Source organism: Chryseobacterium sp. YIM B08800, from assembly GCF_026163565.1.
Lineage (GTDB): Bacteria > Bacteroidota > Bacteroidia > Flavobacteriales > Weeksellaceae > Chryseobacterium.
In genome coordinates this window covers 43220-57807 of the sequence record NZ_JAPDKN010000017.1, presented here as the reverse complement: position 1 = coordinate 57807, position 14588 = coordinate 43220, and the positions used below count along the sequence as shown (strand labels likewise).

At 33.0% G+C, this 14588-nt stretch carries 18 protein-coding genes; 10 read left to right on the top strand and 8 right to left on the bottom strand.

Annotated features, from left to right (window positions below):
• Positions 1–150 precede the first annotated feature (150 nt).
• From yiaA to OEW74_RS08460, 3 genes are all read left to right on the top strand, one after another.
• Positions 151–543: an inner membrane protein YiaA gene (gene yiaA / locus OEW74_RS08470; protein WP_074229781.1), complete on the top strand. Its 393-nt coding sequence runs from the start codon at positions 151–153 to the stop codon at positions 541–543.
• A gap of 71 nt (positions 544–614) precedes the next feature.
• A complete protein-coding gene (locus OEW74_RS08465; RefSeq protein WP_265428050.1) occupies positions 615–2384 on the top strand; it encodes a BspA family leucine-rich repeat surface protein in 1770 nt (589 codons plus the stop codon).
• A gap of 17 nt (positions 2385–2401) precedes the next feature.
• Entirely contained in the window at positions 2402–3952 is a 1551-nt protein-coding gene (locus OEW74_RS08460) for a BspA family leucine-rich repeat surface protein (protein WP_265428049.1), read from the top strand.
• A gap of 77 nt (positions 3953–4029) precedes the next feature.
• Here OEW74_RS08460 and purE read toward each other — a convergent pair whose 3' ends face one another.
• Positions 4030–4536 (bottom strand): 5-(carboxyamino)imidazole ribonucleotide mutase, encoded by a 507-nt coding sequence (gene purE, locus OEW74_RS08455; protein ID WP_265428053.1) that lies wholly within the window; start codon positions 4534–4536, stop codon positions 4030–4032.
• Positions 4537–4673: 137 nt separating this feature from the next.
• Between purE and OEW74_RS08450 the strand changes: the two genes are divergently transcribed.
• The 3 genes from OEW74_RS08450 to OEW74_RS08440 are packed head-to-tail and all read left to right on the top strand — an operon-like array spanning position 4674 to position 6559.
• Positions 4674–5591: a DMT family transporter gene (locus tag OEW74_RS08450; protein ID WP_265428048.1), complete on the top strand. Its 918-nt coding sequence runs from the start codon at positions 4674–4676 to the stop codon at positions 5589–5591.
• 42 nt (positions 5592–5633) lie between these two features.
• Positions 5634–6197, top strand: a complete 564-nt coding sequence (locus OEW74_RS08445) for a hypothetical protein (RefSeq protein WP_265428047.1) — start codon at positions 5634–5636, stop codon at positions 6195–6197.
• Positions 6198–6205: 8 nt separating this feature from the next.
• A complete protein-coding gene (locus OEW74_RS08440; protein WP_265428046.1) occupies positions 6206–6559 on the top strand; it encodes a hypothetical protein in 354 nt (117 codons plus the stop codon).
• Positions 6560–6608: 49 nt separating this feature from the next.
• Here the strand turns inward: OEW74_RS08440 and OEW74_RS08435 are convergent, their stop codons facing one another.
• Both OEW74_RS08435 and OEW74_RS08430 read right to left on the bottom strand, forming a co-directional pair.
• Positions 6609–7718: a 5-(carboxyamino)imidazole ribonucleotide synthase gene (locus tag OEW74_RS08435; protein WP_074229786.1), complete on the bottom strand. Its 1110-nt coding sequence runs from the start codon at positions 7716–7718 to the stop codon at positions 6609–6611.
• Positions 7719–7870: 152 nt separating this feature from the next.
• On the bottom strand, positions 7871–8419 hold the full coding sequence (locus OEW74_RS08430) for a DUF1543 domain-containing protein (RefSeq protein ID WP_265428045.1): 549 nt from the start codon (positions 8417–8419) through the stop codon (positions 7871–7873).
• A gap of 87 nt (positions 8420–8506) precedes the next feature.
• Here OEW74_RS08430 and OEW74_RS08425 point away from each other — a divergent pair, with 87 nt between their 5' ends.
• Together OEW74_RS08425 and OEW74_RS08420 are read left to right on the top strand one after the other, a co-directional pair.
• Complete coding sequence (locus tag OEW74_RS08425; protein ID WP_074229788.1) at positions 8507–9337, top strand: sulfite exporter TauE/SafE family protein; 831 nt, start codon at positions 8507–8509, stop codon at positions 9335–9337.
• Complete coding sequence (locus OEW74_RS08420; RefSeq protein WP_074229789.1) at positions 9334–9717, top strand: DUF1634 domain-containing protein; 384 nt, start codon at positions 9334–9336, stop codon at positions 9715–9717. Before OEW74_RS08425 ends, OEW74_RS08420 begins: the two co-directional genes overlap by 4 nt.
• Positions 9718–9807: 90 nt before the next feature.
• On the opposite strand, the gene OEW74_RS08415 is transcribed toward OEW74_RS08420, so the two are convergent.
• On the bottom strand, positions 9808–10185 hold the full coding sequence (locus tag OEW74_RS08415) for a VOC family protein (RefSeq protein ID WP_265428044.1): 378 nt from the start codon (positions 10183–10185) through the stop codon (positions 9808–9810).
• A 6-nt stretch (positions 10186–10191) separates the two neighbouring features.
• On the bottom strand, positions 10192–10629 hold the full coding sequence (locus OEW74_RS08410) for a nuclear transport factor 2 family protein (protein WP_265428043.1): 438 nt from the start codon (positions 10627–10629) through the stop codon (positions 10192–10194).
• Between the two features lie 117 nt (positions 10630–10746).
• On the opposite strand from OEW74_RS08410, the gene OEW74_RS08405 reads away from it, so the two are divergent.
• On the top strand, positions 10747–11829 hold the full coding sequence (locus tag OEW74_RS08405) for an endonuclease/exonuclease/phosphatase family protein (protein WP_265428042.1): 1083 nt from the start codon (positions 10747–10749) through the stop codon (positions 11827–11829).
• A gap of 36 nt (positions 11830–11865) precedes the next feature.
• Here the strand turns inward: OEW74_RS08405 and OEW74_RS08400 are convergent, their stop codons facing one another.
• Positions 11866–12561, bottom strand: coding sequence for a phosphatase PAP2 family protein (locus tag OEW74_RS08400; protein ID WP_265428041.1), 696 nt, complete (start codon positions 12559–12561; stop codon positions 11866–11868).
• Between the two features lie 140 nt (positions 12562–12701).
• Between OEW74_RS08400 and OEW74_RS08395 the strand changes: the two genes are divergently transcribed.
• Positions 12702–13121, top strand: coding sequence for a hypothetical protein (locus OEW74_RS08395; protein ID WP_265428040.1), 420 nt, complete (start codon positions 12702–12704; stop codon positions 13119–13121).
• Between the two features lie 22 nt (positions 13122–13143).
• Here OEW74_RS08395 and OEW74_RS08390 read toward each other — a convergent pair whose 3' ends face one another.
• Together OEW74_RS08390 and OEW74_RS08385 are read right to left on the bottom strand one after the other, a co-directional pair.
• Positions 13144–13491 carry a hypothetical protein gene (locus OEW74_RS08390; protein ID WP_265428039.1) on the bottom strand — a complete coding sequence of 116 codons (348 nt, stop codon included), beginning with the start codon at positions 13489–13491 and terminating at the stop codon, positions 13144–13146.
• A 10-nt stretch (positions 13492–13501) separates the two neighbouring features.
• Positions 13502–14560, bottom strand: coding sequence for a diphosphomevalonate/mevalonate 3,5-bisphosphate decarboxylase family protein (locus OEW74_RS08385; protein ID WP_265428038.1), 1059 nt, complete (start codon positions 14558–14560; stop codon positions 13502–13504).
• Positions 14561–14588 lie beyond the last annotated feature (28 nt).

Below are 14588 nucleotides of genomic sequence, written 5' to 3'. Positions count from 1 at the left end.
TTTAACCTAAAGAATTTGCATATTAACATAGAACATCGGGGCTATTATTTTACGACCGATTTTAATAATTTCAATCTTTTATGAAATAATTATTAACATTAATCTAAAAAATAATATATTTGAATCAATAATAAACAAAAATAACAATTAATGAAAAAACAAGGAGTTTCAACTGCATTCGTAGCGGCATCGTGGATTGCGCTCGGTGCAGGAATGATCGGATTTATTGTCGGGCTTGCAAGAGCTGAAATGCAGCTTAACGAAAAAGGATACTACTTTACCATCCTACTCTACGGTTTATTTGCTGTAGTTTCTTTGCAGAAAGCAGTTCGTGACCGATTAGAAAACATTAAAGTAACCGATATTTATTACGGAATCTGCTGGTTTGCTACATTATCATCAATCGTTTTATTGGCAATTGGTCTCTGGAATGCTACCATTCTTCCAAGTGAAAAAGGGTTTTATGGTTTTGCATTTTTACTGGCTTTATTTGGTGCAATCGCCGTCCAGAAAAACACTAGAGACAATATGATGCAGGAATAGAATAACTTAAGCTCACCAAATTTGGTGAGTTTTTTATTTTTACATATCTTTATATTTCACAAATTATTGATATGTTCAAAAAACTTTTACCCTATTTTCTTTTAGTCGCTTTTCAGCTTCTGAAAGCACAGAACGAGTTTATAACCATTTGGAAACCAAGTGGAATAAATGCAAACATTACAACTACTGTAACAGCACCATCGCAGTCAACCACAAACCAAATCTGGTTTCCCGGGACAGGAACAAACTATACCATTCAATGGGAAGAAATAAATTTCCCTCAGCATAATGGTACTTTAACGAACGTAACTTCGACTGGTCAAATTTTAATTGATTTTGGAACACCTTTAAATCCAACCCCAAATCAGGCGACTTATCGTCTAAAAGTAAGCAATGGAAACGGAGTTTTTAGTAAAATACAATTTGCTAATTTCACTTTAGACTCAAGCGGAGCCAAAATCTGGTCGCACCTTGGTAATTCAGACAAGATTCTTGAGATATCTCAATGGGGAAACATACAGTGGGCATCAATGTTTAATGCATTTTCATATTGTCAAAGCTTACAACTAACGGCTACAGATTCTCCGAATTTATCAAATGTTGAGAATGCTTCACATTTATTTTTTAACGCAAGCAGCTTTACAGGAAATCCTTCGATGGCAAACTGGGACATGTCTCACGTAAAAGATTTCAGCTTTATGTTTGCTCATTTAAATATGTATCAAATTCCCGACACATTTAATCCAGCCATTGGAAATTGGAATACCTCTGCTGCAACCAATTTTAAATCATTATTTGAAAACAGAAAGGTTTTTAATCAAAATATAAATTCCTGGAATACCTCAACTGTTACTGATATGAGTGCTATGTTTGAAGGCTGTTACGCTTTCAATCAGCCCCTTAACAGCTGGAACACTTCAAATGTTACAGATATGTCTCGTATGTTTTATTCAGCTTTTAACTTTAATCAGCAGTTAAACAGTTGGAATACAGCAAATGTTACCAATATGAGCGCTATGTTTGAATCCTGCACTGTCTTTAATCAACCTCTTAATAATTGGAATACCTCAAGTGTTACCAATATGAGTTCAATGTTTGCTGTCTGCATTGCATTTAATCAACCCCTGAATAATTGGAACACCTCGAATGTTACAAATATGTCTCTAATGTTTCATTTGATTCCTAATTTTAATCAACCTTTAAACAGCTGGAATACTTCAAATGTTACCAATATATCTCATATGTTCCACAACTGTACAGCATTTAATCAACCACTTGACAGCTGGGACACAAGCAAGGTAACCGACATGAATATTTTTTTGCAAGGAGCATCAGCTTTTAATCAAACATTAGCAAACTGGAATCTTCCAGCACTTACAACTGCTTTGCTGGCAATTACCCAAACAGGAATAGATTGTACCAATTACAGTAATACGCTTTCGGGTTGGGCAGATAATCCTAATACTGCCAATAATATCAATTTAGGTCCACTTATGAATCTCATGTATTCGTCAAATGTTGTGAACAAAAGAAATATTCTTATCAATAAAGGATGGCTCTTTACAGGAGATGTTGTGGGCGAATGTGAAAAGCTTGCAGTAAATGAGAATAAGTTAAAAAACAGTCTTTCAATCTATCCTAATCCGGCATCAGATTTTATTTATTTAAATAATTCCAAAGGGGCAAAAAGTTATATCATAACAGATTCTAGCGGAAGAATTATCATGAAAGATTCTTTGACAAAAGACTTTATTACTATTCAAAATCTTAGCTCCGGAAATTATATTTTACAAATCATAACTGATAAAAATATTGAGAGTTTTAAGTTTATTAAAAAGTAACCTATTAAAATAAAAATATGTTAAAAAAACTATCCGCTTTTATCCTTTTTGCATTTTTAGGACAATTTTCAAAAGCTCAAAACGAATTTATCACCATCTGGAAGCCTACTACAGCTATCAATATGGATGAAATGGTTGTTGCACCACATCAGGTTGCTGCCAATCAAATATGGTTCCCCGGAGTAGGGCAAAATTACACGATCAATTGGGAGGAAGTTGGCTACCCGCAACACAACGGAACTATGCCTAATGTAACTTCTACCACTCAGGTTTTAATAGACTTTGGTGTTGCTCTAAACCCCGTCCCGGATGATGTAAAATACAGAGTAAAAGTAAGTAATGGTAATGGAAGTTTTAACCAAATTCGCTTTGGTTTGATCTACCCAAATACAGTTGCAGATGCAGTTGCAGTTTTTGAAAATCTTGGAAGCATCGAAAGAATATTAGAAGTTGAGCAATGGGGAAACATTCAATGGACATCAATGTACAGCGCATTTACAAACTGTAGAAATTTGAAAATCACGGCAACAGACACTCCAAATTTCAATAATGTTACCGATGCATCTTATATGTTTTATAATATTTCACCACTCACTGTAAGCACATCTATCGCTAATTGGAATGTTTCTACAATTAAAAACTTTAAAGGGATGTTTGGAGGTTCAGTTGCTTCTCCTAATGATACATTTAATCCTCAGATAAGTAATTGGAACATTTCATCAGCCGAAGATCTAAGTCATATGTTTGAAGCAAGACTGGCATTTAATCAAAACCTTAACGGTTGGAATACCTCAAACGTAACAAATATGAGCTACTTATTTTATGGAACAAAAGCATTTAACCAGCCTTTAGATAATTGGAATACTTCAATGGTTACCAATATGTCTCATATGTTTAATAGCGCTGTTTTTAATCAATCTATTAACAGCTGGAATGTATCTAATGTAACTGATATTTCTAATATGTTCCATGATGCAGATTATTTTAATAAACCTTTATCATCATGGAATACGAGTAATGTTCAAAATATGAGCGCAATATTTGCTGGTGCAGACAATTTTAATCAAGATTTAGGGAGCTGGGATCTTTCGTCACTTACCAATGCTTCATTAGCACTTAGCGGAACATCAATCAATTGCGCTAATTACAGTTATACTCTTTCCGGATGGGCGCAAAACCCCAATACCCCAAACAATATTTCGATATCTCCTGTGATAATGCTTTCTTATTCCCCTGATGTCGTTGTAGACAGAAATATATTAATCAGTAAAGGATGGACAATCTTCGGAGATACTTTAGGAACCTGTCAAATCAAAGAAGGTCTTTCAACTTCTGAAACAACCAAACCAAAAATTGCTATTTACCCCAATCCGGCGCAAGATATTATTTATTTAAAAAACATTTCTAATGTAAAAAGCTTTGTTATAACAGACCTGAGTGGCAGAATGGTGATGAAAGATTTATTAAACAAAGATTTTATCAACATTCAGAATTTGACTTCCGGAACTTATATTTTAGAACTTATTACAAAAGAAAAAATACAATCTTTCAAATTCATTAAAAAATAACAAAAGCCTCACAAATTGTGAGGCTTTTCCATTTATAAAAGAGAATAAATTTTACTAAAAAAATTTACAATTCACAATTAATTAATATCATATTGATTAGGATGTTTTGCTTTAATATCATCTACCGTTCCCAAAACTTTATCTTTTAAAGTATCTTGGTAAACCTGTAATTTTTCTGCAATTACCTCATTTCCGCTTCCTAATATTTTTGCTGCTAAAATTCCCGCATTTAATGCTCCGTTTAATGCAACTGTTGCTACAGGAATTCCGCCCGGCATTTGTAAAATAGATAAAACAGAATCCCACCCGTCAATAGAATTGCTGGAAAGTATAGGAACACCAATTACAGGTAAAGTGGTACAGCTTGCAACCATCCCCGGAAGATGAGCAGCTCCTCCAGCTCCGGCAACAATTACCTTCAACCCTCTTTCTTTGGCTGTATTTGCGTAATCAAACATTCTTTCCGGAGTTCTGTGAGCAGAAACTACAGTCAACTCATAAGGAATGTCTAAACTTTTTAGAAAATTAGCCGCCAGTTCCATAATCGGTAAGTCACTCTGACTTCCCATAATAATTCCTACCATTTTTTCAATTTTATTAGACTTCAAAGATAAGGATTTTAAAAAAGTGAATCGCCAATTCTGTTACTTCTAAATTCTGCTGTTCTGTACCCATTTGTTCTGACTCATTATCTCTATATTTGCAGACGATTCACTGCATTTTGAAAAACTACAAACTTATTTTAGCCATTCTCACCGTAGCCATAGTTTGGGGAACTACCTTTTTATCCATTCGTGTGGCTGTAGAAACTATTCCGGCATGGTTTGTTGCAGGAATCCGTCAGTTTTTAGCGGCGATCATCATGTTGATCATACTTTTCTACAGAAAAGAATTCAAATGGATTGGCTGGAAAAATCTAGGGTATCAAATTATTTTTTCAACTTTAATGCTCGTTATTGCTAATGGAATGACCACCGTTGCGGAAGAAACCGTAACCAGCAGTTTGGCTTCATTAATGAGCGCCTGTTCACCTATTGCAGTATTTTTAGGAAGTGTGGCTTTTGGATTACAAAAATTCAGTTTTCGGGCTTTAATAGGGATCATCATGTGTTTCAGCGGGATACTTTTTATATTTTGGGATGGTTTAAATGACCTCTCAAATCCTGATTATTTAATGGGCATTATTTTTCTTTTTATTGCTATTTTAGGATGGGCATCGGGAACTATTTTCACCAAAAAGCTGAATCTTCAAAGCAAGAATATTACGCTCAATCTTTTCTACCAATTTCTTTTTGCAGGAATTGTACAGCTTTGTTTCGCTTTTCTTTTTTCAGAATCTTATAACTTTGAAAACTGGAGTATAAAAAGTATTTCAGCAATGCTTTATCTTGCAGTTTTCGGTTCTGTAGCGGCTTTCTTTGCATTTCATTATGCTTTAACAAAAATTTCTCCAGTACAGGTTTCAATTTTAGCTTATATCAATACGATTATTTCTATATTTTTAAGCTGGCTGATTTTAGATGAAAAAATCTCGGCTAAATTTATCATTGCAGCAGTACTGATTATCGCCGGAGTTTTTATTATTAATTATAATCCGGAACTTTTTAAGAGAAAAAAGATTGAAGAAAACTCGATTTAAATAGAGAAATAATTAAATTGCATTAAGCAAAGTTTTTCTTTTATGAAAAGGTTATTATTTTTAGTTCTGCTTATTTTATTCAATTGTAAAGATGCGAATCAAAATACTAATAATTTAAAAATCGAAAAACCATATCCGTCACCTAAAATAAAATATGGAAAACATTTTTTTGATTATAACAAGTTAGACCATTATTATATTGATACAAGTAATAGTACTATTTTAAGTTTATATAATAGTCAAGACAAATCTAAAATCGACAAAATAAAATACGAAGTTATTGCTGGAGAAACTCCAAATGATATCACAGACCAAGAGTTTCTAAAATTCATTGAGAAGATTGGTTATTCTAAAAGTAAAGTTGATTCTTCAAAGTTTAAAGCACTAAATAAAATTTTTATTGAAAAGCCCGAAGAAGATATGGAAGTTAGAGCATGTGCTCCCGTTTACAGAGATATTCTAATTTTTAAAAAGGATAAAAAAATCAACGGAATTATGAAAATTTGTTTTAATTGTCATCAATATCGTATTTTCGGAACCAATGCCAATACTAAAAACTTTGGATCAAATACTGATTATTTCCAACTTAAGGATCTTTTAAAATAAAAAAATAAATGAAAAAAACACTCATTATTTCCCTATCATTAATCGTTCTTATTGTCTTATCTATTACCATTTATTGGAATCTTCCGATAGAAATCACAAGAAAATCTGATATTAAAAACGGAAACAAAATCATTGAAAATATTGAAAGTTACCGTCAAAAAAGCTACAAACTTCCTGAAGTTAATGATTGGCAAACTTTAGAGCAATTAGGATTACAAAAAGATGATCCCGCAAAACCAGTCTATAACAAAGATGAAATAGGAAATTACGAACTGATATATGATGATGGTTTAGGTGGCCCTTATTTATTATGGAATTCAACTGAGAAAAAATGGACAATTGATGAGCCGAAAATTAAATAAAACAAAAAAGACTGCCCAAAAGCAGTCTTTCTCAATATATTTTAAAACGTTAAGCAATTACTCTTACCATCGCTTTTACTTGGATCAGTTTCTCCATCAATTCTTCTCTGGATTCTGCCAAAACATTGATGTGTCCCATTTTTCTTCCAGGCTTGGTTTCTGTTTTTCCGTAAAGGTGAATGTAGGTTTCCGGAAGCTTTAAGACTTCTTCCATTCCTTCATAAATTACTTTTCCTGAAAAACCTTCTGCTCCAACCAAATTCAGCATTCCACTGTAAATAACGGCATCAGTGTCTGCCAAAGGAAGATTTTTCACCACGCGATACATTTGTTCGAATTGAGAATTGGCATTTCCTTCCTGACTTTGATGTCCTGAATTGTGAAGTCTCGGAGCGGTTTCATTCACCCAAACTTTTCCTTCTTTATCCAAAAATAATTCAATAGCAAAAAGTCCTGGAGAATTTACGGCATTCAGGAATTTCTCAGTAATCGAATCGATTTGATCTTCAATTTCATCACTTAAAAAAACCGGACAAATATTAAAATCAAGCAAATTTAATTTAGGATCGGCAACCATTTCTGTTACAGGGAAAATTTGAGTTTCTCCGTTTTCATTTTTAGCAACAATTACCGAAAGCTCTTTGTCGATATCAACTAATTTTTCAAGTACAGAATCTTGTATCCAAAGATTTTTCATGTCTTCATTTGTACGGATAACCTGAACCCCTTTTCCGTCGTAACCACCTGTATTCATTTTTTGTACAAAAGGAAGTGGCATTTTTATTTCGTCTGAGCTTCCATCCATAATTTCAAAATCCGGACTTGGAATATCATGAGCTTTATAAAATTGCTTTTGAAGAATTTTCTGCTGAATGGTTTTAATGATTTGTGCATTCGGAACCACTTTTATCCCTTGATTTTCCAGCTCAGCCAAAGCATCTGCATTCACGTGCTCAATCTCAATAGTTACTACATCTTTATCTTTTCCGAAATTCAAAACGGTTTCGTAATCATTAAAACTCCCTTGTGTAAAATGCGAAATATTATGACAAGGTGCATCTGCAGCCGGATCTAACGTGTAAAATTCATCATCATACTTCAGCGCCTCCTGAATCAACATTCTACCGAGCTGTCCGCCTCCCAAAATTCCTATTTTCATTTTTACTTTTATTTTTTCTATTAGATTTAATTTTTTTTAATAAAGCTTTTAAACATCCGAATTGTCATTCCGACGAAGGAGGAATCTCTAAAAAAATTAAAAAGCTTAGATTCTTCATTTCGCTTTTCTACATTCAGAATGACAGAATGAAGCTATATTTTATCAATTTTCAAATACCCCAATCCCACCGGATTTTCCTGATTTTCAGTATCAGATTTCACTAAAACAATTGAATATTTTTCTTTCATTTTTTCAGGAAGAATATCGTTGACATTAAAAATATCATCAATATCAACACCGTGTTTATCGTCAATATGACTTACCGCACCTTCAAAACCCATCGTTTTATAAAAATCGGTCTGTTTTGCTTTTTTCACAATATCTGCCATTGAAGTTCCCACCATCAAATGTTGCTCATGAAATTCTTCAAAATAACCTTTCTTATAACCGCCTAAATTGATAAAATAGAGTTGATCTTCTGAAGTTTCTTCTCCTTTTTCTACGATCTTTACTTCAAAACCATCAGCAAATTTTACTTCCTGATAACAGTCGAGATGAATTTTCCCTTCGGCTTCTTTCCAGAAATCTTTAATATCCGGAACTAAATCTTTGAGACTTTCTGCGATACCAAAGAAAACATCATGTTGTTCTATATTTCTGCCTTTTGGCGTTGCACCAAGGATGATATAAAATAACTTCATTTTGAATTTTATTTTTGCAAAAATACGGCAAAAAATAATCTTGGATGAATGTTTGCCTGAAAACCGCAATAGTTTTATATTTGTACCATGTCGGAGATCATTATTCTTTTTCTTGGCGCTATCTCGGCCGGGCTTTTAGGTTCGCTCACCGGTTTGGGAGGTGGAGTTATCATTATCCCCTTATTAACGCTTGGTTTCGGTGTTCCTATGCATTATGCAATTGGTGCTTCATTAATTTCGGTCATCGGAACTTCTTCCGGAGCAGCCGTTGCTTTCGTAAAAGAAGGCTTTACCAATATGAGGATCGGAATGTTTCTGGAGATTGCAACCACTTCAGGAGCAATTGTGGGAGCTTTAGTTTCCGGAATGCTAAATCCTAATACCATCGGGATTATATTCGCAAGTATTCTTTTGCTTACAGTTATTTTAAATCTTAAAGGAAAACCCGACCATCAGGAAGCTTTAATTAAAGGAAGCCTGGAAGATAAACTGAAATTATACGGAACATTCCCCGATAAAGGTGTTGTAAAAAACTATGCAGCAAGAAATACCATTCCCGGATTCTTTATGATGATGTTTGCAGGAGCAATGTCCGGACTTTTAGGTATCGGTTCCGGTGCTTTGAAAGTATTGGCAATGGATAATATGATGAGGCTGCCTTTCAAAGTTTCTACAACGACCAGTAATTTTATGATTGGTGTAACTGCTGTTGCAAGTTCATTGATTTATTTCCAGAGAGGAGAAATTATTCCTGTAATTGTAGCACCCGTTTTAGTAGGTGTTGTGGTTGGAAGTTTTATAGGATCTAAGACTTTAATGGTTTCAAAAACAAAAAAACTGAAAACATTTTTCGCAATTGTTATTACGATTCTTTCAGTTTATATGATGTATAACGGTATTAGAAGCAATTTCTCATGAGAAAAGATTTTACAGATGTTGATCTTAACCGTTCTGTTGGAAATCTCCTTCGTTTGGGCGTTATTTTATCGGTTATCACTTCATTGATTGGTTTTGTGAAGCTTTTCATGGAAGGCTTTCAAATGCCCAGAAAATACAAGCTTCTCGACATGGGAACTTCTTCAGAAAAAGTCTGGAGCCATTTTTGGGAAACCCTTTGCAAAGGTGAAGGAATGGCAATTATTCAACTGGGAATTCTGATGCTTATTTTCACGCCTTTAATGAGGATCATTTTTGCATTAATCGGTTATCTTAAAGAAAAAGATTATGTTTATGTAATCATTTCTTCAATTGTTTTGGCAATTATGGCGATTAGTTTCTTTACGGGTTATGCACATTAATAATAGATAATAGACGCAAGATTTTAGACATCAGACTTACAAACAGTAATTTAAGTCTTGGATCTGACATCTAAAATCTGGTATCTTAATTTAATTCTCATAAAATTCCAGCGGTAAATCATCCGGATCTTGCGTAAAGAAAAACTCTTTTCCGGTAAACTCATCGATGCGGATTTCTTCACAGTTTAATCCTTTTTGAATTAATTCTTCGCGTTTTTTATTAACATTTTCCACAGAGAAAGCTAAATGTCTTAAACCACAAGATTCTGGTCTTGAAGGTCGTTGCGGAGGATTAGGAAAAGAAAAAAGCTCGATAACGTAATGTTCTCCGATGGCTAAATCCAGTTTATAAGATTGTCTTTCTTCTCGATACACTTCACGGATAATATTTAAACCTAAAATTTCGGTATAAAACTTTTTTGAAACTTCGTAATCTGAGCAGATAATGGCGATATGATGGATTTTCATTTAAAATTATTTATTACAGTTTGTTCTTCTTGTATCGATTAAATATTGAATTTTCCAGACGTCATTTTGCTTTACAAGTTGAAAACTATTAGCTCCGCAATGTGAAAACTTTCCTTTGTAATAGAATTCGTACGGTGTAAAAACACTCGCCAGGTTTCCATCCATATGAATTGCTTCAAATTTAATTTTTTCGTCTGCATCATTCTTTGATAACTTAGAAAAAGAAGATAGAAAATTGCCCAGTTTTTCTGTTTTCACCACATCATTTTTTGTTATCGTCTGTAAAATTGCATTGTCAGCAAAAACAGATCTTATCATGATGGTGTCTGCATTTTTCATACCTGTAAAAAGCTTTTCCACACTTTCTTTTATGGCATCATTTTCAGTTTTCTGAGCGAAACAGAATGAGCTTAAAAACAATAAAACGATAAAGAACTTTCCCATACTATGAGTTTTAAACTTTAAAATTAAAAAATATATCGCTCATCATCACTGTTTACATCAAAACTGGCACGAAATTACCTGAAAATATCTTATTTTTATTTATATATCTAAAGAAATATGTGGGAAACTTACCTAGTTCTAAGTGCTTTATTGCTGATTTTAACCGTATTGCCAAAAATTCCGAGCCCACATTGGATTTTTCGGTTTCCCGATTTTGGTAAAATTCAGATTACTTATTTTACTATTTTTACTTTCGTTTTAGGATTTATCATCGAAAAGACAGATTATTTCTGGTATCTGCAAGGTTTATTATTGGCAATGATTATTTATCATGGAATTACGCTGATTAAATATACTCCGCTTTATAAAGTAAAAAAACATCCACAAACCAATCAATCGTCTAAGAAATATCACTTCATTTCGGCTAATGTGTATCAATTTAATACTGATTTTGAAAAATTTATTAATCTCATTAACAAAAATAAGCCAGATATATTTCTAACAATGGAAAGCAACGGCGATTGGGAAAAAGCGCTTCAGGTTTTAGAAAAAGATTATCCTTACCAACATAAAGTAACGCTTGAAAATACTTACGGAATGCATTTTTATTCTAAAATAAAAGTTGAAGAATCGAAAACGCATTATTTTGTAGCGGATGATATTCCGAGTATTGAAGCACATTTAAAAACCGAAGATGGTTTTGAATTTGTATTTTTTGGAGTTCATCCTCCACCACCAAGTCCGACCGAAGAAGAAACTTCAAAAGAAAGAGATGGCGATATTCTCAGCGTTGCAAAAAGAGTTACCAAAATAAAAAAACCGGTGATTGTTGTGGGAGATTTCAATAATGTTGCTTGGTCTAAATCTTCTATCTTATTCAGAAAAACAAGTCATTTGATTGATCCCAGAGTCGGTCATGCTTTTGTATCTACTTTTCATGCAAAATACTGGCTTTTTAGATTTCCTATCGATCTGATGTTTCACAGTGAAGATATTTTCATTAAAGATTTAAAAACATTAGAAAATTTCGGTTCAGATCACCTTCCAATTTATTGTGAATTCTTTATCGACCATCACAATGATGACCAGGAAGAGCGTGTAGAGCAGGCAGATTCTGAAGAAATTGCCGAAGCTGAAGAAATGATCGAAGAAGGAAAAGAAGAAGATGGGGAACGTGATGCAGTCGTTATCGAAGATTAAAAGTATAAATTAAGTTTAACAATTCTAATGGAATAATTATTCCTGAATAAGAGATGATTTCTTTATACTTCTGAGATAAACACTTCCTGTAAACATCACGAAAAGAACACCAACGATGAATCCGCCGATTACATCTGTAAACCAATGTGCACCCAAATAAATACGGGAAACGGCTCCCAAAACAATCATTGCCGAACAGATTGCAGAGATCATTATTTTCCAGGATAATTTTAAAATTCCCGAAGAGATTGCAATCACGATCAATGTCCCGAAAAAAGCAGTATAAAATAAAACATGACCGCTCGGAAAGCTTTGATAGTGCGTTTCTTCAACAATTCTTACAAAATCTGTTGTAGGTCTCGGACGATCGATAAGCATTTTTAAAACATAACTTACACCGCCTGATAAAAGGCATGACAAGACAAAAAGAGCTTCTTTGATATATTTAAATATCAAGAAAATCAAAGAAAATACAACAACCATAACTGCTGCAACATAAACGGTTCCCAACCAACTGAAGCCTTTCATTAAAACGTCTAAAATCGCACTTGGCTCTTCCTGCAGTTCCTGAGAAACAAGAAGATCCCAGGATTTTGGAGAAGAATCAACCACATAAAAACTCAAAAGAAGAAAAACAAGAATAAAAAAAATAGAAAAACACAGAAAAAGCGTTTTTCTTTTATCTTTGAGATAGGTTGAGAAATCACTCAGAAATTCATTTTTGAATAGCATAAATTGAATTGTTTATTAAGTAATTTTGGGTTGCAAATTTGATGCAAATTATTTTATAAAAGAAAGATTATCTTTTTTTAAATTTAAAAAAGATAAATAATTTTCATATCTATAAACCTATAGATTGATTCTGACTGAATATGAAAAAACAAATCGCAAAAGTAATAGGTTCAGGAATACTTGCCAGTTTTTTGGTAGGAACCATTTTTATGATTGTATTTTTAATCATAATCGATATGCAAACTCCAAATCATTATGAAGATGGCAGACCGAAAATGAACTGTTTTGGTGGTTTGCAATACGGAATTGCAATAGGAATTCAGATACTTATAGTTTTTCTTAGTTTACCTGCCTTTTTAATTCTGTTCAAACAAATCAGAAAAAGTAAATACTTTGTATTTCTGGCATTTTTCGCAGGCTATTTTCTTTATCTGTCTTTAATTTTGGTAAGTCTTTCAGAGTTTTCAGCTGAAGAATACTTTATCATTATTCCTTGGATCAACTTTTTAATTTGGATCTTTTATTATCTTAAATTGAGAAAGATGATCAACAGCAATTGATTCTTTAATACCCCCTTCAAAACTAATAATTGGAAGTGAAAATATGAAACACCAGAGAGATAAAAACCTTAATAACTAAAGTAATACTTGGCAAAGAGAAAAAAATCAAAAAAAAATTATCTAATTTATTTGGTCTTTTCTTCCAATTCTGTAAAGTTCTAAAAAAAACAAAAACAGACAAAACAAAAGAGACAAATGTAAGTGGAAGAATCAATCCAACATTAAATGCAAAATTATAAGGTGCATATCCCGGAATGACACCGAACCATTCTAATCTATAATATCCAAAAATAAAAATTAAAGCAAAAGCTAGATTTGCAATTACTATCAATAAATAATCTATAAACTGAGCTTTTACTTTAATTTTCATAAAATACATTCTAAAACTTCATCACATCCTTCACTACTCCATTTTTCTGAGTATGCTGAAGTAATTCTTGTTCGATGAAAGTTTTTATTTTCTCCTCTGAACCGTCATTTGGAAAAAGTAAATGAACATTTGCACCCGCATCTAAAGTGAAGAATAACGGCAAATTGGTTTCTCTTCTGAAATCCCAAATTTTATTGATCACTTCTAAAGTTCCTGTTTTCATTAAAATAAATGCCGGATCGCTCATCATCATCATGGCATGAAGCGTCAAGGCTTCGTGTTCTACTAATTTTATAAAACTTTGCATATCTCCGCTTTTCAAGATCTCTTTCATAGGAACAAAATTTTCTCTTGCTTCCTGAAATCTTCTTTCCGCATAAGGATTGGTATTCATCAAACCATGACCAACTGTAGAAGAAACGCTTTTTACTCCTTCATGGATCAGCAAAACCCAATCGTTAAAATCTTTGAAAATATCATGAATTTCAGAATTAGGATATTGTACAGCAAACAGATCTGAACTCCCTTCAACCTCATCAGATTCGCCCCAAACAACCAACCCGTTGTAAAGACTTCTGCAAGCGCTTCCGCTTCCTAATCTTGCTAAAAAAGATGCTTTCGTTAAAGATTCTTCATCTGAATTTTTTCCGGAAAAACTTTCATCCAATTTCATCAGACATTTTGCAATCGCTCCAAAACCTGATGCTGAACTCGCAATTCCTGAACTGTGAGGAAATGTATTTTCGGTTCTTATGATATATTTTCCTTTTAAAATCCAAGGAAGATACTGCTCGATATTTTTAAAATATTTTTCAATTTTTTCGGCAAATTTCACTTCTTTGTTTCCTGCAAGAAAAGTTTGTACAGAAAATGTTTCATTGGCTACAAACTCCATCTCTGTATTTGTTTTACAATGATTTAATGTAAAACTGATACTCGGATTTGCCGGAATCTGATCTTTATATTTCCCCCAATATTTGATTAAGGCAATATTTGACGGGCAGCTTTCTGAAACTGTTTTATTTTGTATCGTAAAATTTTCTTTTCCTAAAAATTCTTGTGTTGTCATCGTTTAATTACTAAACTTTTAATTTTAT